The following is a 22,308-nucleotide window of genomic DNA, read 5'->3' as shown; positions in this document are numbered from 1 at the left end:
TGTTAAATACGGAACACGCCGAACTGCGTGTCTTCAATCGGTGCATTCAGTGCGGCGGAAAGGCTAAGTGCCAGGACACGACGGGTATCTTCGGGCTTGATGATGCCATCGTCCCACAGGCGGGCGGTGGCGTAGTAAGGGTGGCCTTCTTTTTCATATTGGTCGCGAATGGGGGCCTTGAAGGCTTCTTCCTCTTCGGCAGACCAGCTGCCACCCTTGGTTTCGATGCCATCACGTTTAACGGTAGACAGCACGCTGGCGGCCTGTTCGCCACCCATGACCGAAATGCGCGCATTGGGCCACATGTACAGCATACGGGGGCCAAAGGCACGGCCGCACATGCCGTAGTTGCCGGCGCCGAATGAGCCGCCAATAATCACGGTTACCTTGGGTACGGCGGCGGTAGAAACCGCGGTAACCATTTTGGCGCCATGGCGGGCAATGCCTTCGTTTTCGTATTTGCGGCCTACCATGAAGCCGGTAATGTTCTGCAGGAAAACCAGCGGGATTTTGCGCTGGCAGCACAGTTCAATAAAGTGGGTGCCTTTTTGGGCGGCTTCGGAAAACAGGATGCCATTGTTGGCAATGATGCCCACCGGCATGCCATGGATATGGGCAAAGCCGGTAACCAGTGTGGTGCCGAAGCGGGCCTTGAATTCGTCAAATTCAGAGCCATCGGTAATACGGGCAATGACTTCACGCACGTCGTAAGGCTTGCGGGTATCGGCCGGAATAATGCCGTTGAGCTCTTGCGGGTCGTAAACGGGCGGACGGCTGGGAATGATATGCAGCTGCTGCGGTTTCTTGCGGTTCAGGCGTGCCACGGCCTGGCGCGCCAGTTGCAGGGCATGCATGTCGTTGTTGGCCAAGTGGTCGGCCACACCCGAAAGACGGGTATGGACATCGCCACCGCCCAGGTCTTCGGCGCTGACCACTTCACCGGTGGCGGCCTTGACCAGTGGCGGGCCGGCCAGAAAGATGGTGCCCTGATTTTTGACGATGATGGATTCATCGCTCATGGCGGGCACATAGGCACCGCCAGCGGTGCACGAACCCATGACCACGGCAATTTGCGCAATGCCCAAAGATGACATGACAGCCTGGTTGTAGAAGATTCGACCAAAGTGATCGCGGTCTGGGAAGACGTCATCTTGGCGGGGCAGGTTGGCGCCGCCAGAGTCAACCAGATAAATGCAGGGCAGGTGGTTTTGCTGGGCAATTTCCTGTGCCCGAAGGTGTTTTTTTACCGTGATGGGGTAGTAGGTGCCGCCTTTCACGGTGGCATCGTTGCAGACAATCATGCATTCAATGCCATTGACACGTCCGACACCCGTAATAATGCCGCCGCCGGGGGCTTCGTTGTTGTACAGGTTGTGACCGGCCAGTGGCGACAGTTCCAGAAAAGGCGTACCGGGATCTAGCAGGCGCTCCACCCGTTCGCGAGGCAGCAGTTTGCCACGCGCGACATGTTTGGCACGTGCTGCTTCATTGCCGCCCAGTGCCGTGTTTTCCAGCAGTTGTTTCAGGTCATCAACCTGTTGCTGCATGAATTGTGCATTGTCAATGAAGGATTGTGCACGGGTATTGATTTTTGATGTGATAACTGGCATGTAGGTATGTCTCCTGTCCCTGCCTTTGTTACCTTCCCTGTTTTGGCAGGGAAGGTATGGAGGTTTTGCAAAATGCAAATTGCTTTTTTATTAAGGCTTTTGTTTTTTGTTAATGCTTAAATCAGTTCAATGGCAACGGCAACGGCCTCACCACCGCCAATGCACAGGGTGGCAATACCGCGTTTGCCACCGGTTTTACGCAGTGCGCCAATCAGGGTGGTAATAATACGGGCACCTGATGCGCCAATGGGGTGACCCAGGGCGGTTGCGCCACCGTGAATGTTGACCTTGGCGTGATCCAGGTTGAGGTCTTTCATGGCAGCCATGGTAACAACGGCAAAGGCTTCGTTAATTTCATACAGGTCTACTTCATCGGTAGTCCAGCCCACTTGTTTCAGGAGCTTTTCAATGGCGCCAACGGGGGCGGTGGTAAACCATTCGGGCTCATGAGAGAACTGGGCCTGGCCAGCAATTTTAGCCAATGGCTTGACACCCATTTCTTCAGCGGTTGAGCTGCGCATCATCACCATGGCGGCGGCGCCGTCAGAAATGGAAGAAGAGTTGGCGGCGGTAACGCTACCATCTTTCTTGAAGGCAGGTTTAAGGGTAGGGATTTTTTCGGGTTTGGCTTTGCCGGGGGCTTCGTCAATGCTAACAACGGTGTTGCCGCGACGGCTTTCGATAGTGACCGGTGTGATTTCCCATTCGAAGCTGCCGTCTTCAATTGCCTGGTTGGCACGACGCAGGGATTCAATAGAAAAGGCATCCTGTTCTTCACGGCTGAAGCTGTATTTATCGGCACATAGCTCGGCAAATACACCCATAGCGGTACCGCGCTGGTAGGCATCTTCCAGGCCGTCCAGGGCCATGTGGTCATAAACGGTAGAGTGACCATAGCGGTAGCCTTCACGGCCTTTAAGCAGCAGGTAAGGGGCATTGCTCATGCTTTCCTGACCACCGGCAACTGCAACGTCAATAGAACCGGCTGCCAGCATGTCGTGGGCAAACATGGCGGCTTTCATGCCTGATCCGCATACTTTGTGAACGGTGGTGCATGAAACGCTTTTTGGCAGGCCGGCGCCCAGGGCGGCCTGGCGGGCGGGCGCCTGGCCCTGGCCAGCCTGCAATACGTTACCCATAATGACTTCCTGAACGGCTTCTGGCTTGATGCCCGCGCGTTCTACGGCGCTTTTGATCGCTGCGGAGCCTAGCTGGTTGGCAGCCAATGGTGACAGGCTACCCATCATGCTGCCCATGGGGGTACGGGCGACGGAAACGATTACGATAGGATCAGACATTACAATTCCTTTTGGTTGGTAAGTTCAGGTTGCCTGACATGCAGGCGACGCGAGAACGGATAAGGGAAAATATCCTCGATCTTGCCGGCGGCGACACGGTCTTTGCGTGTTTGCCACCATTTATAATCGAGTAAATACGGATGGTGTTTCATGAAGGCTGCGCGCACGCGCGGATTGCCTAGCAGGAAACGCTCAAATTCTTCGGGAAAGACATCATTGGGATGTATCGGATACCAGGGCTCACCCGACATCTCGGCCTCTTCGTTGGGGGCTTGCGGGATGGCGCGGAAGTTCATTTCCCGCATGGGCTGGATTTCATCGTAGTCATAGAAGACGATCCGGCCCAGGCGGGTAACACCAAAGTTCTTGAACAGCATGTCACCGGCAAAAATATTGGCCGCCGCCAGTTCGGCAATGGCGTCGCCGTAGCCCTTGATGGCGTTGTCCAGGGCTTCATCATTGGCCTGGCTCAGGAAGATGTTCAGCGGGGTCATGCGACGCTCAATGTAAACGTGGCGAATCACGATGCTGTCTTTGGTTTCTTCAATCAGCTTGGGGACCTGGCTGCGCAACTCTTCGAGCAGTGCGGGCGAACAGCGATTTCGTGGCAGGGCCACCAGCGAGTACTCCCAGGTATCAGCCATGCGGCCAACCCGGTCGTGCATTTTAACCATGTGATATTTTTTCATCACGATGTCATGGGTCATGCCGTCTTTGTTGATGCGGTCGCGTATGAGCTTGAAAACATAAGGGTAAGAGGGGAGCGTGAAAACGGTCATGACCATTCCCTTGATACCGGGAGCGATGTCGAATTGGTCGTGCGAGTTTTTCAGGTGATACAGGAAATCGCGGTAAAACAGGGTTTTACCCTGTTTTTGCAGGCCGATGGCGGTGTAAAGCTCTGCCTTGGGCTTGCTGGGCAGTAGCGATGACAAAAAGGCCACATACGCCGAGGGTACTTCCATGTCGACCAGAAAGTAGGCGCGGGTAAAGCTGAACAGGGTACTGATGTCATCGGTGGTGCTCAGGAAGGCATCCAGTTCTATTTCGTTGGCAGGCGTGTGCAACAGCGGAATGCCAAACGGGTAAACAATATTGTTGTTGATGAAACGTCCCACAATATAGGCACCCTTGTTGCGAAAGAACAGGGTATTCAGGACATGGATCTGGCAGTCGGGGGCAATACGCTTGCCACCGCTTTTGATTAATTTCTGGCGCAGGATGCCAACCGCCCTGCGGGCCACTTTGCGGGCATCGTAGGGCAGATTCTTGAAGGGCGCGGCCAGACCGTAGTCAGCCACCATTTTGATGATGCACTTTTCAATGCCATGGATATGCGGGTAGTAAACACGGTAAGACTGGTGTTCTGAATCCAGGTATTCGGTGGCAATGGCCGGGCGCACAAACAGGAAGGCATTGTGAAAATAGTCGCGGTGCAGGATGCGGCAGGTGACCGAGTTGAAGAAGGTTTCAGCGCATTCGGGCTGCTGGTGGTTGGCAAGCAGGCGAACATATTCCTGCTTGATCGTCTGCCAATAGTTGATTTGCTGCGGGGTCAGGTCGCCGTGTTTTTCTTGCGGCATGCCCTGGGTCTTGTTGAGCATGTTGTTGACCTGATAGGTGCATTCGCGCACCCTGATGTCGTAGTATTCGATCCTCTCTTTGGACACCCGCTGTATGCCGTGCCAGTCGTGCGATTCAAACAGGGACTTGGCACGCTGGGCCACATAGCGGAACAGGGAATAATGCCGATCAAACCCTGCCAGGATTTTTTGCGCCACTTCCACCGGTGGGGGAAGGGTTTTGTCCAGTTGCTGTACGAGTTGATGATCGGCGTTATAAGTCATGACATTGTGTGACAAGTAATTAGAATCCTATTATTGCCTTATTTTGTTTCATTGAACAGTTCCCGGCCAATTAACATACGACGGATTTCACTGGTGCCGGCACCAATTTCGTACAGTTTGGCATCCCGCCACATGCGGCCTGTGGGGTATTCGTTAATGTAACCGTTACCGCCCAGGATTTGAATTCCTTCACCGGCCATCCAGGTGGCTTTTTCAGCACAGTACAAAATAACGGCAGCACAATCTTTGCGCACTTCGCGCACATGGCTGCTACCCAGGCGGTCCAGGTTTTTGCCAACGGTATAGCAAAAGGCGCGGCTGGCCTGCAGGGTGGTGTACATATCGGCCACTTTACCCTGGATAAGCTGGAATTCGCCAATAGACTGGCCAAACTGTTTGCGGTCATGAATGTAAGGCACCACCACGTCCATGACGCCCTGCATGATGCCTAGCGGCCCACCGGCCAGCACGGCACGTTCGTAGTCCAGTCCGCTCATGAGCACCTTGACGCCACCGTTCAGTTCACCCAGGATGTTTTCTTCGGGCACTTCGCAGTTGTCAAACACCAGCTCACCGGTATGGCTGCCCCGCATGCCCATTTTGTCCAGTTTTTGCGCCACTGAAAAACCCTTGAAGCCCTTTTCAATAATGAAGGCGGTAATGCCACGCTGGTGGGCTTCGGGATCTGTTTTGGCATATACCACCAGGGTGTCGGCATCGGGGCCGTTGGTAATCCACATCTTGCTGCCGTTCAGGATGTATTTGTCACCTTTTTTCTCGGCACGCAGTTTCATGCTGACCACGTCGGAACCGGCTCCCGGCTCGCTCATGGCCAGGGCGCCAATATGGTCGCCGCTAATGAGTTTGGGCAGGTATTTTTGTTTTTGGGCTTCGGTGCCGTTGCGGTTAAGCTGGTTGACACACAGGTTTGAATGGGCCCCATAGGAAAGGGCAATGGCGGCGCTGGCACGGGACAGCTCTTCCATGGCAATCATATGCGCCAGGTAGCCCAGATTTGTGCCGCCGTATTCTTCGCCAACCGTTAAGCCCAGCAGGCCCAGGTCACCGAATTTTTTCCACAGGTCCATGGGAAACTGGTCACTGTGGTCAACCTCTTGGGCACGGGGTGCAATTTCAGCCTGGGCAAAGGTGCACACGGCATCGCGCAGCATGTCCAGGTCTTCGCCCAAGTCGAAATTCAGTCCGGGTAAATTCATGATGTTTGTCTCCTGTGAAGGTTTTTTTCTTTGGATTATATATATGAAATATAACAGAAATAAGATATTCCGTTTACGTTAACGTTAACATTGGCTCTGCTCGTGTTTTTTTAGCAACCCAATGCAGTGCTCCTCCTGGTTGTGGATTTCCTGCAAAATGGCCTCAAGATCGCGTTTCTGGCTTTCAAGCTGCTCTTTGTGCCGGTTAAGCATGGCAATGTATTGTTTGAGCTGGGGAGCTGTACTGCCCGGGCCGTCGTACATGTCAATCAGGCTGCTGATGTCGGCCAGTTGGAACCCCAGTCTCTTGCCGCGCAGGGCCAGCTTCAGGCGGGTTTTGTCTTTTTGCGTATAGATGCGTTTTTGGCCTTCGCGCCTGGGGTTGATAATGCCGTGGTCTTCATAAAACCGTAAAGTGCGCGGGGTTATATTGAATTCCTGCGCCAATTCCGAGATGGACCATGTTCTTTGTGTCATAATTAATTCTAATAATTACAGTTTACGTAAACGTAAAGTATCATCCATGAATTAAATATAAAAGTCAATAAGGAGAAATAATGAATGTGAACGAAGCAAAGCTGGTTTACCCCTTGGGTGACACACAGCCAGAGCCGGGTTTTGCACTTGAGGTGGCACCTGGAGTCAAATGGATACGCATGCCTTTGCCGTTTGCGCTGGACCATATCAATTTGTGGTTACTGGCCGATGAAATCAATGGGCAAAAGGGATGGACCATTGTTGATTGCGGGATTGCCAAAGATCCGGTCAAGGCTTTATGGGAAGAGGTGTTCAGGAATGAACTGGATGGCCTGCCTGTGCTGCGGGTGGTGGTGACCCACATGCACCCTGACCACGTTGGCCTGGCGGGCTGGTTGTGTGAGAAGCACGATGTGCCCCTGTATATGAGCATGACCGATTATTACGTTTCACGCATGTGGTCGTCGCAACCGGTGGGCGGGGCGGGCACGGGGGGTGATGTCGCCGTTCGGCATTTTTCACGTCATGGCCTTACAGACCCGGATTCCCAGGAAAAAATCCGTGCCCGGGCCACCTATTATCCAGGCCTGGTTTGTACACCCCCCAATCGTTTTTGCCGCCTGATGGATGGCGACACCCTGCGTATTGGCAACAACGATTGGCAGCTTATTTCAGGCTACGGGCATGCGCCCGAGCATATGGCTTTGTACAGCCCTGCACTGAAGGTATTGATTTCAGGCGATATGGTGTTGCCACGGATTTCAACCAATGTGAGCGTGTTTGATCACGAACCCGATGGCAACCCCCTGCCTTTGTATTTGAAGTCGTTGGATAAATACCTTGCGCTGGATGAAGATACCCTGGTGTTGCCTTCGCATGGTCGCCCGTTCAAGGGTTTGCATGAGCGGATTCGCCAGCAGCACGAGCATCATGCCGAGCGTCTGGCCGAAGTGCTGGCATTATGCCGGCAGCCCATGAGTGCCAAGGATGTGGTGCCGCATATGTTCAGGCGCGAGCTGGATTTGCACCAGCTAACGTTTGCCATGGGCGAGGCGCTGGCTCATTTGCATGCCTTGCATTTTGAGGGCAAGCTAAAGCGCGAAACCGGTAGTGATGGTATTGTGCGGTTTGCCGTTATTTAACGCTGAATGCCAGCCTGACAGCCAGCCCTGCAAAGACCAGCGCGGTGAAACGGTTCAACATGACCTGCGCCCGGGCCGATCTTTTCAGGAGCTGGCCAAAATAGCCTGAAAATACAACAATGCTGCAGAATACCAGCAATGTGGACAAGATAAAAATTGCACTGAGCCAGATGAACTGCAGTTTGATCGAACCACTGGCCGGATTGGTGAACTGGGGCAGGAAAGCCAGGAAGAACAGGCTGACCTTGGGGTTGCTGATATTCATTAAAATGCCGCGCCGGTAGAACTGGCGGCCGCTTGGGGCAGGTGCGGCAGTGGTGTCTTCCCGGGAAGACACGGCCCCTACCGGCCCCGCATTGAAGGCACCCCACGCCAAATACAGTAAATACGCGGCACCCAGCAGTTTCAGGACGGTGAAAGCGGTTGCAGAGGCGGCAATCAGCCCGGCCACGCCTACCGTAACAAGAAAAGTATGAAACAGCAGGCCGGTACACAAGCCCAATACAATCAGGAATCCGGTGCGGTAACCGTGCAGGGCGCTTTGCAGCAGGACAAAAATATTGTCGGGTCCAGGAGAGATAGCCAACAGGACACACAAGCCAACGTATACAAAGAGGGTTTCAGGCGTCATAAAATCGGGTAGGGCCAGTTAAACTAAAAGGGTATTTTAACGGGCCAACCCCTATAATGGGGGGTAATATTTCACCCAAAATAAAGAATATCTCCATGGACACAAAACTTTCCCTGCTTACCCAATTACAGCATCTTGGCACCGCTCCCTGTAATGAAACCACCCCGGTTGCGCCGGTGGGCCTGCCTTCCATCAGAACCAGCACGGTTCGTTTCAATACCATCGAAGACCTTGAGGCCACTTACCGCCGTAAAAGCAAGGGCGAGCGGCTGGTTACCTATGGCCGTATGGGCATGGAAACGCATGCCGCCCTGGAAGACATTTTTTGCCAGCTGGAAGGGGGTAAGCGCTGTTTCCTGGCATCGTCCGGCCTGGGGGCCATTACCATGTCGCTGCTGTCCCTGTTAAGTGCGGGCGACCATATGCTGGTGGCCGATTGCGTGTACGGGCCGGTGCGTCACCTGGCCAATACGGTATTAAGCCGCATGAATATTGAATTTACCTATGTGCCGGCGCAATCCACAAATGCCCTGCAGGCGCAGCTCAAGGCCAATACCAGGGTTTTGTACGTGGAGTCACCCGGTTCATTGCTGTTTGAAATGCTGGACATTCCTGCCCTGGCGGCATTCGCTAAACAGCATGGGCTTATTCTGGTGGTGGACAATACCTGGGGTTCGGGCTATGCGTGTCAACCGCTGGAACTGGGGGCCGATGTTAGCGTGATTGCCGGTACCAAGTATGTGGGCGGACATTCAGATTTAATGCTGGGTGCGGTGGTGGCCAAAGACAAGGCACTTATCGAGCGGATAGACCTGAATCAATATGCCATGGGGTATTCAGTCAGTGCCGATGATGCCTGGCTGGCGATTCGGGGTGTGCGCACCTTGCCTGTTCGTATGGATCAACATGCGCGCAGTGCCTTGCAGGTATGCCGTTACTTTGATGACCTGCCAGAAACCCGCCGCATTTTTCATCCAGCTTTTGAAAAAGATGCCGGCCACGCTTTATGGAAGCGTGATTGCACGGGCTCCAACGGTATGCTGTCAATTGAACTGGCGCTTTCCGATCGCCAGATTCGCACTTTCGTGAATGCGCTGGAACTGTTCAGCATTGGTTATTCGTGGGGAGGCTTTGAAAGCCTGATCCAGTGGGTGGACCGCCCGACACTGGAAAACCATGCGTACTGGAGTCGGGAAGATAACCAGATCATCCGCCTGCATATTGGGCTGGAAAGCGTGATAGACCTGGTTGACGACCTGGATCAGGCCTTGCAAAAAGCCCGGGCTGTTTGACGTACTGCAAACAGCACTCCAGAAAAACGGGGCGCTGTTTGCAAGCTGTCAAGGGTAATGCCATGCCCGGTTTTTCCGGGTCATGGCACCTATTGATCGGGGATTATTGGTTGCCGGCCAGTACCTGGTCTAGCAGCGCCTGGGCTTCCAGCAGGCTGGATGCGTAGGTGCCGGTCATGCCTGGTGAAGTCAGGTATTTGCCGCCAACAGCAATTGAAGGGGTAGCCTGTACCTGATACAGATCTGACAGCTCGGTTGCGCGCTTGGCTTTGGCGCCTACACCAAAAGAATCGTAAGCGGCAATAAACTCGTCTTTATTGATGCCCTGTTCTGCCGCCCAATTAATGATGGCATCGCGGTTGAACAGTTTTTTGCCTTCTTTGTGGATGGCATTAAATACTTTGGGGTGAAGGTCTGCTTTGTCTAGCGCAACCAATGAGTAATACAGGTGTTGCATGGGTTGCATGGAAGCGTTGAAAGCGACCGGCACGGGAATGAAAGCCACGTTGTCTGGCAGCTTCTTTTTCCAGTCCTGGAACATGGGTTCCATTTCAGCGCAGTGCGAGCAGCTGTATGAAAAGAATTCAAGCACTTCGATTTTATCGGGGGTGTCTGAAGGCTGGGGGGTTTCAAGCGTGATGTATTTAATGCCGGATTGGGCCATGGCAGGAACAAAAGCGGCGGCACCCATAATGGCCAGGGCGGAAAACGTGTGTTTGAAAATTGTTTTAAGCATCATTGTTTATTCGCATTAAAAAGTATTGATCAGGGGCTTGTTGTACTTGTTGTCCTTAATGAAGGTCAATAAGTTGGGTGTAGCGGAAAATACAGTAAAAACCTTGTTTAAGACTGGTTATAAAACAAAAAGTTCAGCTTGTGTATGAATGGAAACGCGATGCAACAGATAATTGGCGCATCATTTAGCGAACAATGGTTGAGCTGATTTTCGCTTTGCTTAATTCGGTGCGCGAGCGGTTCAGTTCATCATCGTTTTTGAATGGGCCAATCCGCACCCGGTTTATTTCCACATTGTTAACGGTGATTTTGGTAATTTCCGCGTTGTAGCCCATCAGGATCATGCGGGCCCTGATAGAGTCGGCCTCTTTGGCATTGCGAAAAGCTCCTACCTGAAGATACCGGCTGCCGGTAGCGGCGGGTTGGGCGGTATTCAGCGGAATGTCTTTGCCTTTGGAGGTCAGGACAGGTTTTTGTTCGGTGGCAGGGGCTTGGCTGGCAAGTGTTGCCGTTTTGGTTTCGGTATTTGCCTTGACGGGTGCGCTGCCTGCCGGTAACTGATTGATTAATGAGCCAATCTGGTCTTGTGACACGCCCGATGGTGGTGTTTTTACAGGCTCTGCCTGGGTTAACGGGCGAAGGGGGGGCAGGTTGCCAGTGCCTGTGGGGGCGTTTTGCTGGCTGGTGATGCGGCCATCATTGCTGAGCCAGGCGTTAGGGTCTATTAAAGGCTGGTTGCCAGGCGACATGCTACCCACCGTTGAGGATGTGCCCGGCATTTTGATGCCCGATGAAGACGTATTGCCCGAATTGTCCTTGAGTGGTGCCGGTGTGCGGGTAAGCATGAAGGCGGCAATTGCGGCAATGGTAAGGCCAATAATTAGCCCGGTCAGGATTGACGAGAACGAACTGCTGCTGTTGCCAATGCTTCTGGACCTTGGGGGTGCTGATCGGGTGGTACGTCTTTTGGCCATGTTACATTTTTTCTGGAGCGCTAACTCCAAGCAGGTTAAGGGCGTTTGCAATAACCTGACGGGTGCTGTCGGCCAGGCGCAAACGAGCCAGTTTAAGGGGCTGGTCTTCAACCATAATGCGTTCGGCGTTGTACCATGAATGGAAGTCGGCGGCACAGTCCAGAAGCCAGAAGGCAATGTGGTGGGGCGCAAGCTCTTTTGCGGCCAACTGAATGACGTTGGGCAGCTCTGCCAGGCGGCGCAGCAGGGTGATTTCACTGGGGGCCGTTAGCAGGGAAACATCCGCCTCCTTAAGATAACCCAGCATATCGGCCGAGTCACGTAAAATCTTGCAAATGCGGGCGTGTGCGTATTGTACGTAATACACCGGGTTCTCTTCGCCCTTGGCCAGCGCCAGGTCAATGTCAAAAACGAACTCGGTATCGGCACGGCGCTGGATCAGGAAAAAGCGCACGGCGTCTTGCCCAACCCATTCGATCAGGTCACGCATGGTGACATAGCTGCCGGCCCGTTTGGAAATCTTGACCTCCTGGCCGCCACGCATGACTTTGACCATTTTATGCAGGATATAGGCGGGGTAGTCTTTGGGAATACCCATATTCAGGGCCTGCAGGCCGGCCCGCACGCGGGCAACCGTACCATGGTGATCGCTGCCCTGGATATTGACGGCATGGTTGAAGCCACGCTGCCATTTGGTCACGTGGTAGGCCACATCGGGCACAAAGTAAGTATAGCCGCCATCGGACTTGCGCATGACGCGGTCCTTGTCATCGCCGGTACCCAGTTCGGTGGTTTTCAGCCATAGCGCGTTTTCATGCTCGTAGGTATGGCCGCTTTCAATCAGTTTTTGTACCGTTTCAGCCACTTTGCCATCGCTGTACAAAGAGCTTTCCAGATAATAATTGTCGAACTGCAGGTTGAATGCCTGCAAGTCCAGATCCTGTTCATGACGCAGGTAGGCCACGGCAAAATGGCGGATATCGTCCATGTTGTTGATATCGCCGGAAGCTGTAACGGTTTTGCCATCGGCTTCAACTGATTTTTTAGCCAGGAAATCGCGCGCAATATCGGCAATATAGTCGCCACGGTAGCCATCGGCAGGGTATTCTTTTGAATCTGGGGTAATGCCTTTGGCGTGGGCCTGTACACTGATGGTCAGATTGTTGATTTGATTGCCGGCATCGTTGTAGTAGAACTCGCGGTGTACTTTATAGCCACTGGCTGAATACAGGCGGCAAATGCAGTCACCCAGCGCGGCCTGGCGGGCATGCCCGACGTGCAGCGGGCCGGTGGGATTGGCGGAAACAAATTCAACAATAACGCTTTCCCCATTACTGGCGGCGTTGCCATAAGTACTCCCCTGTTCCGCAATGACATTGGCCACGGCCTGATGGGTGGATTGGGTAAGACGCAAGTTGATAAAACCCGGTCCGGCAATTTCAGCGGCAGCCAGAAAAGATTGGGTGTTTTCATTACCTAACAGGGCATTAACGATTTCCTGTGCCAGTTCACGCGGATTGCGTTTGTTGGGCTTGGCCAGTTGCATCGCAACATTGGTGGCGATATCGCCATGTTCGGGTTGTTTGGGGCGTTCCAGTTTGATAACCGGGTTGCTGCCGGGCAGAATGCCTTCAACAGCGGTGGCCAGCGCGGCCTGGATTTTTTGTTGTAGCTCTGGGAGCATAGGAGTTGACTGTATAAAAAAGTGGTAAAAAAGCCGGCGACACGATGATTGCCATGAACAGCAGCGGCCTGCCAGCCTGTTTAATAAATCTTGAAAATTGACATAATCATAGCATATTGACTGTTTTTAACGGCCAGATCGTTGCTACCTTGTCTCCTTTGGCGCTAAAGGCGGGTGTGGATATGACAAGTGTTTTGTACCCAGGCCGCAGGCCTTTCGGTATTGCGGAAACCCGAGAAAACGCATGCGTAAATACCCTAGCTGGCAAGATGGATTTACTGAACTTTTTCCATTATACTTTTTCAGCCCGAATGGGTGATGGAGTTTACTTTCAATTTACTAATAGAGAATAAAGACAATGAAAACCTTATTGCGCACAACATGCCTGGCTTTGATGCTGGCTTTACCACTGACTGCTTGCAAAACCATGCAAGGTGGCACTTCTGGCGCCAACAAATATGACATGACTTATCTGCGTACCCAGATTAAGCCTGGTGTTACAACGTCTGATGAGATCCTCAGCCTGTTTGGCCAACCTTCCTATCGCGATGATGGTGCGAAAGGGCCTAATTATTGGGCCTATAATGAGTCCGATGATAATGCTCTGTTCAGTACCGCCATGAGTTCTTTGGGGCTGGGTACTGCTGGCAATGCAATGTCTACCAGGCGTCAACTGAATATCCACTTTACCAATAATCGCGTGCACGACTTTAGTGTTACACAATAGTAACATTTGAAGGAGTTGGTTTTGGCCAGTTTGTAAACCCCCTTTTGTGTTGAGCAGGGGGTTTTGTTTTTTTATTGGATGTCATGTTTGTATAAGCCTCCCCGTTTCGGGAGAGGCGAATGAATTGATTGGTTTTCGTGTTGTTGCTAGAAAGGGGCATCCCAGTTTAATTTTTGTTTAAGCCATTGTTTATAGGCAGGGACATCTATTTCTCCTACGATGCGATGAGAAGGACCAAAACGTCCGGGTGTGTCGGGGTGTTTATCAATGCGGCGAATGAATGGCTCTAATTCTTCCCTTATCGTTTTACCAATGGTGTGGTGATCTTTCTGCCATAGGTTTCTTTCGTTGTTGCCTGCCGTTTGAACGTGCCTGTCCCGAAGTGGGGTGGTGCCACCGTTATCGGGTGTGCCATGCATGAAAGGGTTGTCTACTCGTTGCAGATTTTCTGGGTAGTAAGCATAATCTTTGTAGAAATCAAGTGGATCTAATGAAACGCCTGCTTGTGTAGCTTGCCAGTGTATCCAGGCTAGGGCAATATCACCCAGATCGCTATATTGCCCAGGTCTAGGGTTATTTCGGTCGTTGGGATCGCTATCCCAGACAATGCCACCAATGTCTGAGTGTGCTCCGATAAAACCCTGTTCAATATAATTGTTACCGCTACCTGTAAGTATAGTTACTGGGAATAGTTCTCTGAACTCGTGTAGTGCCACGGCATGTGCAACCCATTTCCATTTTTCGGGTACATCATAATCCATTTCATGATTAGAGCTTCCTTTGCTACCCAATTGGGTAACGTTGTCGAAAAGCCCAATAAAACGCAGATCTAGGCAAGCCTGTATAGTTTTAAGTTTGTTGTTGTTTATTGCATCATGATAAATATAAGTGAATAAGCCATTTTCATCAGTATGCTCGGCAAGTAAGTTGGCAAAAATAAGTGCAAAGGTGGCTCCTCGTGAAAAGCCTACCAGGTCGATAGTAAAAGAAGGGATGAAGGAGGGGTCCCTCACAATAGGTATGGGCTCTTTCTTTCCGTAGAAGTGCGGATCAATTTTCTTAAATAGTTTTTTGAGTTGTTCTTGAATAATAAATTGTGTTTTAGTGGCAGATAAGAGGTCAATGGTAGTACTCATATCATCAAAATAAGGGAGGGCACCAGAGCCCTCAATGTAACCGCCCTTTTCTCCTCGGTATAAACGTTGAAATTTACTGACATTACTGTGGGAATATTCATTATTATTGGTCCCATCAAAAGCAAAGAGCAATAATCCTAAAGGGTCAATAAAGCGGCGCGGCTGCTGGGCAGCATAGCCAAATGGATCGTTATTGGTTGTTGGTCCAATTGGATCTGGCTCAAGATAATGCCCCGCTTCCGGGTCATAGTAACGATTCATGTTGTAATGCCAGCCGGTTTCCTGGTCGTAATACTGGCCAGGCAAGCGCAGGTTGAATTCAATATCGGCATGCAGAATTTGGCTTTTACCAGTGGGGCTGTTATGCGCCAGCCAGTGGATTTTTTGTGCTTGGTCAGTCACCATGAAAGGTTGGCCGATGTGGTCTGTATGAATGAAATATAATTTTGACAGATGAGGTTGTTGGGGAGGTAGTGCTTTGTGGGCTGATGCGTCATGTGGGAAAGCGTGTTCATAGGGAAACATTGCTTTTTCGTACTCAATGAAAGCTACAGGCAGATTGCCTGCATAAATATAGCGGCGGTCAATATTGCCATTCAGTCCGCGCCGAGAGTGCTTGTCTTTGTAAGTTGTCCATTCACCAGATAACTTATTGTTTTCATAGTAATAATAGGTATGGCTGTTTGGGGTTTTCTTGAGGATTCGTTGGCCGAGTGCGTTATAAAGATAGGTGGCGATCGGTTTTTTGTCTTTAACTATGAAACGAAGTTTACGACTGGCATCGTAAATAAGATCAAACTCATTTATCTTGAGTGGCAAGCCGCTGACATCACGTTCAATAGAGGGCTTAATTGTATTGCTACCATTAAAATAAGCGGCACTGGATCCATCCTTGTTCCAGGCATAATGGTGCAGGCCAGACAAATCCTGTTCTTTATATTGGGCGCTGGTTTTGGTGCTGATCATTCTTTGGGATGGGTCATAGGCATAATTGCGGCCTGCTTCGTATTTTGCGTCTGGCACAATGACGGTTTCGCTGCGCAGGGTGTTGTCTTCAGAGAAATCCAGTGTCTGGGTCCAGAACCGTTTGTCTTTATTCCATAAGCTAAGCTGGGTTTGTCCTGCATCGGTCTTCAGGGCATGAAAGGCCAACTGGTTGCCCAGCACATAGCCTTTTTCGGGAATGCTGGAATCCATGATTAAATGGTGTTTTTTGCCGGATTGTTCGGTCCAAATGATAGTTTCAGGTTTGTTTTCCTGATTGTAAAAATAGCTTATATGTCCTCCTTCGGGTAAGTGGTGAATCCGGGTTTTTCCATCGTTCTCAAATGTATATTTGTCCTCAAAGCTGATTTGGGCTGCCTGTATTGGATTGCGTTCCGTACTGGCGATTAAAGTATTTTTCTGTCGTGTGTCATATCGTATTGTTTCCAAGTCATGCTGAAGAATGATGTAGTTTTTTTCAGGGCTTGTAAGAATTTTTATGGTGCTTGAAAGGTCTTTATCTTTTGAGGTTTCCGTCACCTTTGAAAGCTGCCCGTCTTTATCATATTCAAACAGGGCCTGGTCTCCATTGGCAAACTTCTGTTCTACCGGCAGGTTTCTGTCGTTATAACGGGTATGTTCGGCACCTGTAATTTTGCTGGACCATGTTACCGGACGGTCTTTTTCATCGTAGTGCAGTTGCAGCCCGGCCCAGGGTGAGCGGCTGATGTCCAGTTGTCTGATATTATCGTTTTCATCGTAATGAATCTGGGTGCCATTCAGGCTGGTCATTCTTCCCTTGCTGTCATATTCGGCTTTGGTGCCGGGTATGGCGCAACCATGACAGCCAGCTCCTTCAATTGCTTCCAGTACATATTTTCCACCCTTGATGGAAGTATGAAAATCGGTGTGCTGGCCATCGGTATTTTTAACACGTGTGAGACCTGGGACATTTTCAGTTTTGGGGCGACTGATATATTCAATCTCAATACGGTTGTTGGTGTCGTCTTGGCGACCCGTGATGGAATGAATGGCCAGGCCTTTTTCGTTATAAGCCCATGAATTGGTTCTGACCGATTTTTGACCGGTATGGTCATGCATGCTGATGCCGGTTAGCAAAAACGGGTTGCCATGCTGGTATTGGGCTTCATAGGCATAGACTTTGCCCATTTTGTCGGGTCTTTGCATACCAACAAGGCGTAGGCCTGTGTGGTTTTCAGGCTGTTCGTGCTGGTAATGAAAAGTCCCAACATGGGTATCAATACGGCTTAAACGGGCCGCACCCTTGAAAATTTCATAATTAAAAACCAGCTTGTGTTGGAGGCCTGCCTGTACTTCCAGAATGGCATGCTGGGTGGGGCCTGGCTTTGCATCGCGGCTGATGCGGATGGGCTCCAGCCCAGGTAGATTAACCTGTATCAGGCGTCCATGCTGATTAAAAATCTTGCTGAAACCAGAGCCCAGTTCCCAGTGCCAGACATTGTCTTTGGCCAGCAATTTGCCCTGACTGGCCTGTACTGCATGGGCGGTGTCACCCTGGCGTGCCTGAAATAGGGTGCGGGCGCCATCGGCATGGATAATTTGCAGTTTGTTACCTGCAAAATACAGGCGGGTATCATAAGAATGCGACCAGCCTTCACCCAGCAGGCTATTACCTTTGGAGAGCGAATTGTAATATCGTGTTAATTCCAGTCCTGATGGCAGAAAGGGCAGATCGGTTTCTTCTTGGTATTTATTGCCACTAATTAAATGTATGGGGTTGCCAACACCTAAATTAAGTGATGGCTCCTTGCTTCGATCCTTGCATGGATGTCCAGTAAAGGCAGGCTTGCAAACGGGATTTCCATTGTTTATTTCGCTGGTTTGCGACCAGGCTGCAGGCATTATGACTATTGCCAGCAGGAGCAGGGTTGTGATTCTTTTCATGAATATAAGTGCACGTCTTGAATAAAAAATGAAATCATCGGCCTGAAATGCTTCTTGTAGTAAACTGGACGTATTACTTTATCTATTGTGGGAAACCGAAGATGCTGATTACTTTCCGCTCAAATGCAAGTGCTGATGTTGTGATGCTGGACAAGCATGCCCTGTCTGTCCTGAAGGCTGCAGGGCGTGATTATGAGACCTTACCTGAAAGTGGCGTGTTTACGGTAGAGCAACTGGATGAGGCCATTCAGAACATTTTGCGTGCCGTGGCCGAAGACCCCGATTCCAATCCTGACCTGGTTTATGCTGATAAAGACAGGGAAGAAGAAGATGACGAGTATCCGGAAGAAAAGCCGCACCCGGTGCTGGAAAAGGTGACCTTGCGTCGCCGTACTTTTCCGTTGCTGGACATGCTAAGAGCCGCCAAGGCTCAAGGCAAGGAAGTGGTGTGGGAAGTGGGAAGCGCCTGGTAGGCTGTTTTATATTTACCCATAAAAAAACCAAACAACCGATGGTATCCGGTAAGTTTGGGTTTTTTATGTTTGACGTTTTTGTCTGGTCCTGAACCTGTTTGGTTCAGAAAGCTGGCTTGATCTTTCGGTAAAAGATCAATCAGGACAGTTGCCTGCCCGTATTGTTAATACGGGCAGGCAATACGCGCTTATCAATTTCAGGCAGTGGCCGCTTCAACGTTTTCTTCTTTGGAGGTGTTGGCCCCTTGCTGAATATGACGGTTGACGGCACTTAATACCGCCTGGAATGAGGCAGTCACGATGTCTTTGTGAACACCAACCCCAAAACCGGTGGCAGAATCACCCAGGCGCAGTTCAACATAGCAGGCGGCCAGTGTTTTTTCACCAGAGCCAATGGCGTGTTCATGGTAGTCCATGAAGCGGATAGGCAGATTCAAGGCATTGATAAACGCTGAAATGGCGCCATCACCCTTGCCGCTTGCCTTGACGACAGTGCCGTTGTTTTCCAGCTCAACTTCAATGCTGAACGTTTCATCATCAGCGCCATCAGGATGGCTGTTGATTTGATGCTTGAGCAATTTCCATGGAGAGGTCTGTTTCAGGTACTCTTTCTCGAAGATCTCGTAAACGGCATTGCCATTGACTTCAGTGCCGGTTTCATCGGTCACGCGCTGGATGGCGCGGCTGAATTCAATTTGCAGGCGACGTGGCAGGTTCAAGCCCTTTTCCTGTTCAAGCAGATAAGACACCCCGCCTTTGCCAGACTGGCTGTTGACACGGATCACGGCATCGTAGCTGCGTCCCAGGTCTGCCGGGTCAATAGGCAAGTAAGGCACTTCCCAGACACCATCGGGGTCTTGCTGCGCAAAGCCTTTTTTGATGGCATCCTGGTGAGAGCCCGAAAACGCGGTAAAGACCAGGTCGCCTGCATAGGGATGACGCGGATGGACAGGCAATTGGTTGCAGTATTCGGCGGTACGGCGGACTTCATCAATATCGGAAAAGTCCAGGCCCGGATGGATACCCTGGGTATACAAATTAAGCGCCAAGGTAACCAGATCAACGTTACCGGTACGTTCGCCACTGCCAAACAGGCAACCTTCAACACGGTCGGCACCGGCCATGACAGACAACTCAGCCGCCGCAACTGCAGTACCACGGTCGTTGTGGGGGTGTACGCTAACAATAATGCTGTCGCGGTTTTTTACGTTTTTGCAAAACCATTCGATCTGGTCGGCGTACATGTTGGGTGAGGTTGATTCAATGGTTGCGGGCAGGTTGAAGACAATTTTGTCTTCAGGGGTGGGTTGCCATTCTGCTGATACTGCGTTACACACTTCCACGGCAAACTCGGGCTCGGTGGTGCTGAATACTTCAGGCGAGTACTCATAGCGCCATTTGGTTTGCGGATATTTAGCCATGGCCTCTTTAACCCAACGTGTACCCTGAATGGCCACTTCTTTCACTTCGTCTTTGCTCATGTTGAAAACGATTTTGCGGAAAGCGGGGGCGCAGGCGTTGTAAAGGTGAATCATGGCGGTTTTAGCGCCAGCAGCCGCTTCAGCCGTCCGTTCGATCAGGTCTTGACGGGCCTGGGTCAGGACAATAATGGTGACATCATCAGGAATCAGGTTTTCTTCAACCAGGGTACGCACAAAGTCGAAATCGGTTTGTGATGCGGAAGGAAACCCAACCTCAATTTCCTTGAAGCCAATGGCCACCAGCTGTTTGAAAAAGCGCAATTTGCGCTCGACGCTCATGGGCTCGATAAGAGACTGGTTGCCATCGCGCAGGTCGGTGCTCATCCAGATTGGAGGGGCCGTAATGGTTTTGCTGGGCCATGTGCGCTCTGAAAAATCCTTGACGAACGGTTTGAATGGAACGTATTTTTTTGCTGGGTTGGAAAGCATCATAATGCACCTGTTTGATATGAATCCCGGTGCTGGAACTGGCGTTTGCCTGTTTGTTGGCCCGGGATATTACAATTTAATAAAAATCCGGGTGGCTAATACAGGGCTGCCGAACTGCCACGAATGCTCTAGGCTCGGCAACCGAGCGCTAGTAGTAGAAGAGAAGAGAGTGCGCAAACCGGCAAGTCGCTGTTGCGACCTGCATTAATTTGAGAGAGGCTGAAAGTTTGCGTTTTCATAATAACTTTATTATGAGCATGAAAGGGGGGTAAAGTCAAGAGGTTTTTTCGTTTTGGCTGAGCTCAGGAATAAAATTGTGTTGCAGGAGTGTCTGTTGTTCTTTGACTTGAGCCAGTTTGTAAACACGCCCGCTGCGTAATTCACTTAGGGTTTCTTTTAAGGTGATGAATTTGATGGGTTCGGTGCGATCGCTCCAGGCCCAGGCCAGGACTTCTTTGCCTTCCGGAGAAAGATTATTGATGAGCGGGTTGATTTTTTGTGGTGGCGGGCAGTTTTCACCGGCACGTCTAATGCTTCCACTAAGCCAGCTGCTTAAGATAAGATAAAGGACTAGGCTGCCTAGCAGAACCAGACCCCACCAAATATAATTGTTTATACTGTTCAGGTAGGTTACCAGTTGGTCGCTGAAGGCTTCCAGTCCGGCGTAGTCCTGTTTTTTGCCAAAATCAATGATTTCACGGGCAAGGAAAATCCAGACAAGTACGGAAAAGGCAATGACCGTGCCACGTAAAACAAGTTGTGGCATTGCCAGCGTTAGCAGGGTTTTGCTGAGTACTGCGGTATCATTTTTATAGGCCGCTGGTTTTTTTTGTTTCATAAAGAATTTTTAATATGCGTCAGGCGTTAGAGTTAAAAACAGGTCAGCAATTGGTCATGACCCCTCAGTTGCAACAGTCATTGCGATTGTTGCAGTTTTCCGGTCTGGATTTCCAGGTTGAGCTGATGCGCGCCATTCAGGACAATCCGATGCTGGAGTTAGTAGATGATAACCAGATATTGTCTGAAACACCAAATTCCGAGCCGTCTTATGCTGAGGTTTTACAACAGGATTGGGATCAGGGTAAGTCTGCCACTGCCAATCCTGATGACGATGATTTCTATCCTGAAACCGCAACCAGCATTAGTCTGGAAGCGTATTTGCGCAGCCAGCTGGGTACCACGCGTGCGCTGGAACGTGACATGCTTCTGGTTGATGTCCTGATTGATGAGCTGGACGAAAATGGATACCTGCATACCCCGCTGGAAGAGGTTGCCGGGTTTTTTGAGGCAGAGCATGAGGTAACCGAAGAGGAATTGACGGTTGCGCTGCGCTTATTGCAGTCGTTTGATCCTCCGGGCATTGCCGCACGCAGCCTTTCCGAGTGCCTGTTATTGCAGCTTTCCCGTGAGATGAGCCCTGGAGCCCAGAGCGAAGTGGTGGCCTGTGCCAAAAAAATTTGTGCCAATGCCCTGGATGCGCTGGCAGCGGCCGATATGGGTACCCTGCAAGCGGTAACCGGTGCCGATATTTCCCTGATTCGCCAGGCCCATACTCTTATTAAAGGCCTTGACCCTCGTCCTGGAAAAGCCTGGAGTACGCCGGCTGCCGATTATGCCGTACCTGATGTGCTGGTGCGAAAAATCAATCATGAATGGGTCTTATCGCTTAACCACGGCATTTTGCCAAAGGTTCGGATAAATGCCGAATACGAAAGCATGATTCGGACCTTGGGTAAAAAGGAAGATACCAGTTTGAGTGAACAGTTAAATCATGCAAAAGGTTTTTTAAAACAGGTCAATCACCGTTTCAGCACTATTCTGGATGTTTCCCGGGTCATTATGAAATACCAAACGGCTTTTCTTGAGGAAGGCATGTCTGCCATGCAGCCCCTTACCTTAAAAGAGGTGGCGCAAGAGCTGGATATTCACGAATCAACCGTATCCCGGGCCACCACGCAAAAATTCATTGCCACCCCACACGGGGTATTTGAACTGAAACATTTTTTTGGTTCGGGTCTAGCCACCGAGTCTGGTGAGCAAACCTCGGCCAAGTCAATTCAATTGAAAATCAAGGCACTGGTTGATGCCGAAGATTCCAAAAAACCTTTTTCTGACAGTAAGTTATGTAATTTGTTGATGGCGGATGGTTTGTTAATTGCCCGCAGAACGGTGGCCAAATACCGTGAAGCCATTGGTATTCCTCCGGCTTCCAGAAGAAAAGCCCAGGCCTTTCTGAAGGGTTGAC

At 50.9% G+C, this 22,308-nt stretch carries 17 protein-coding genes; 5 read left to right on the top strand and 12 right to left on the bottom strand.

Features of this window, described 5'->3' with window-relative positions:
* Positions 1-2: 2 nt before the first annotated feature.
* The 5 genes from IE074_RS09760 to IE074_RS09740 form a co-directional block, all read right to left on the bottom strand.
* Positions 3-1,610: a carboxyl transferase domain-containing protein gene (locus IE074_RS09760; RefSeq protein WP_189385277.1), complete on the bottom strand. Its 1,608-nt coding sequence runs from the start codon at positions 1,608-1,610 to the stop codon at positions 3-5.
* Between the two features lie 116 nt (positions 1,611-1,726).
* Positions 1,727-2,908 carry an acetyl-CoA C-acyltransferase gene (locus IE074_RS09755; protein WP_189385276.1) on the bottom strand — a complete coding sequence of 394 codons (1,182 nt, stop codon included), beginning with the start codon at positions 2,906-2,908 and terminating at the stop codon, positions 1,727-1,729.
* Positions 2,908-4,755 carry a bifunctional isocitrate dehydrogenase kinase/phosphatase gene (aceK, locus tag IE074_RS09750; protein WP_189385310.1) on the bottom strand — a complete coding sequence of 616 codons (1,848 nt, stop codon included), beginning with the start codon at positions 4,753-4,755 and terminating at the stop codon, positions 2,908-2,910. Before aceK ends, IE074_RS09755 begins: the two co-directional genes overlap by 1 nt.
* 38 nt (positions 4,756-4,793) lie before the next feature.
* The gene (locus tag IE074_RS09745; RefSeq protein WP_189385275.1) at positions 4,794-5,972 is read right to left on the bottom strand and encodes an isovaleryl-CoA dehydrogenase; all 1,179 of its coding nucleotides are present in this window, start codon (positions 5,970-5,972) and stop codon (positions 4,794-4,796) included.
* 84 nt (positions 5,973-6,056) lie between these two features.
* Positions 6,057-6,449: a MerR family transcriptional regulator gene (locus tag IE074_RS09740; RefSeq protein ID WP_189385274.1), complete on the bottom strand. Its 393-nt coding sequence runs from the start codon at positions 6,447-6,449 to the stop codon at positions 6,057-6,059.
* 80 nt (positions 6,450-6,529) lie between these two features.
* On the opposite strand from IE074_RS09740, the gene IE074_RS09735 reads away from it, so the two are divergent.
* The gene (locus IE074_RS09735; protein ID WP_189385273.1) at positions 6,530-7,591 is read left to right on the top strand and encodes an MBL fold metallo-hydrolase; all 1,062 of its coding nucleotides are present in this window, start codon (positions 6,530-6,532) and stop codon (positions 7,589-7,591) included.
* On the opposite strand, the gene IE074_RS09730 is transcribed toward IE074_RS09735, so the two are convergent.
* Entirely contained in the window at positions 7,584-8,222 is a 639-nt protein-coding gene (locus tag IE074_RS09730; RefSeq protein ID WP_189385272.1) for a LysE family translocator, read from the bottom strand. The two genes, IE074_RS09735 and IE074_RS09730, sit on opposite strands and share 8 nt — an antisense overlap.
* Positions 8,223-8,317: 95 nt before the next feature.
* Here IE074_RS09730 and metC point away from each other — a divergent pair, with 95 nt between their 5' ends.
* A complete protein-coding gene (metC, locus tag IE074_RS09725; RefSeq protein WP_189385271.1) occupies positions 8,318-9,514 on the top strand; it encodes a cystathionine beta-lyase in 1,197 nt (398 codons plus the stop codon).
* Positions 9,515-9,617: 103 nt separating this feature from the next.
* Here the strand turns inward: metC and IE074_RS09720 are convergent, their stop codons facing one another.
* The 3 genes from IE074_RS09720 to argS form a co-directional block, all read right to left on the bottom strand.
* Positions 9,618-10,253 (bottom strand): thiol:disulfide interchange protein DsbA/DsbL, encoded by a 636-nt coding sequence (locus tag IE074_RS09720; RefSeq protein WP_229793974.1) that lies wholly within the window; start codon positions 10,251-10,253, stop codon positions 9,618-9,620.
* Between the two features lie 181 nt (positions 10,254-10,434).
* Complete coding sequence (locus IE074_RS09715) at positions 10,435-11,223, bottom strand: SPOR domain-containing protein (protein ID WP_189385270.1); 789 nt, start codon at positions 11,221-11,223, stop codon at positions 10,435-10,437.
* A 1-nt stretch (position 11,224) separates the two neighbouring features.
* On the bottom strand, positions 11,225-12,907 hold the full coding sequence (argS, locus tag IE074_RS09710; RefSeq protein ID WP_189385269.1) for an arginine--tRNA ligase: 1,683 nt from the start codon (positions 12,905-12,907) through the stop codon (positions 11,225-11,227).
* A gap of 358 nt (positions 12,908-13,265) precedes the next feature.
* Between argS and IE074_RS09705 the strand changes: the two genes are divergently transcribed.
* A complete protein-coding gene (locus IE074_RS09705; protein ID WP_189385268.1) occupies positions 13,266-13,634 on the top strand; it encodes an outer membrane protein assembly factor BamE in 369 nt (122 codons plus the stop codon).
* A gap of 146 nt (positions 13,635-13,780) precedes the next feature.
* On the opposite strand, the gene IE074_RS09700 is transcribed toward IE074_RS09705, so the two are convergent.
* Positions 13,781-17,680, bottom strand: coding sequence for a DUF6531 domain-containing protein (locus IE074_RS09700; protein WP_189385267.1), 3,900 nt, complete (start codon positions 17,678-17,680; stop codon positions 13,781-13,783).
* A 101-nt stretch (positions 17,681-17,781) separates the two neighbouring features.
* Here IE074_RS09700 and IE074_RS09695 point away from each other — a divergent pair, with 101 nt between their 5' ends.
* On the top strand, positions 17,782-18,153 hold the full coding sequence (locus IE074_RS09695) for a DUF1840 domain-containing protein (protein ID WP_189385266.1): 372 nt from the start codon (positions 17,782-17,784) through the stop codon (positions 18,151-18,153).
* Positions 18,154-18,350: 197 nt separating this feature from the next.
* Here the strand turns inward: IE074_RS09695 and leuA are convergent, their stop codons facing one another.
* Positions 18,351-20,066 carry a 2-isopropylmalate synthase gene (gene leuA, locus IE074_RS09690; RefSeq protein WP_189385265.1) on the bottom strand — a complete coding sequence of 572 codons (1,716 nt, stop codon included), beginning with the start codon at positions 20,064-20,066 and terminating at the stop codon, positions 18,351-18,353.
* A gap of 271 nt (positions 20,067-20,337) precedes the next feature.
* Positions 20,338-20,901 (bottom strand): hypothetical protein, encoded by a 564-nt coding sequence (locus IE074_RS09685; protein ID WP_189385264.1) that lies wholly within the window; start codon positions 20,899-20,901, stop codon positions 20,338-20,340.
* 14 nt (positions 20,902-20,915) lie between these two features.
* Between IE074_RS09685 and rpoN the strand changes: the two genes are divergently transcribed.
* Positions 20,916-22,307 carry an RNA polymerase factor sigma-54 gene (gene rpoN / locus IE074_RS09680; protein ID WP_189385263.1) on the top strand — a complete coding sequence of 464 codons (1,392 nt, stop codon included), beginning with the start codon at positions 20,916-20,918 and terminating at the stop codon, positions 22,305-22,307.
* Position 22,308 lies beyond the last annotated feature (1 nt).

This window comes from Advenella faeciporci (genome assembly GCF_014652395.1).
Classification (GTDB): Bacteria; Pseudomonadota; Gammaproteobacteria; order Burkholderiales; family Burkholderiaceae_B; genus Advenella; species Advenella faeciporci.
Note: the sequence above shows the minus strand (reverse complement) of the source record. Positions and strands in the feature narration are given on the sequence as shown.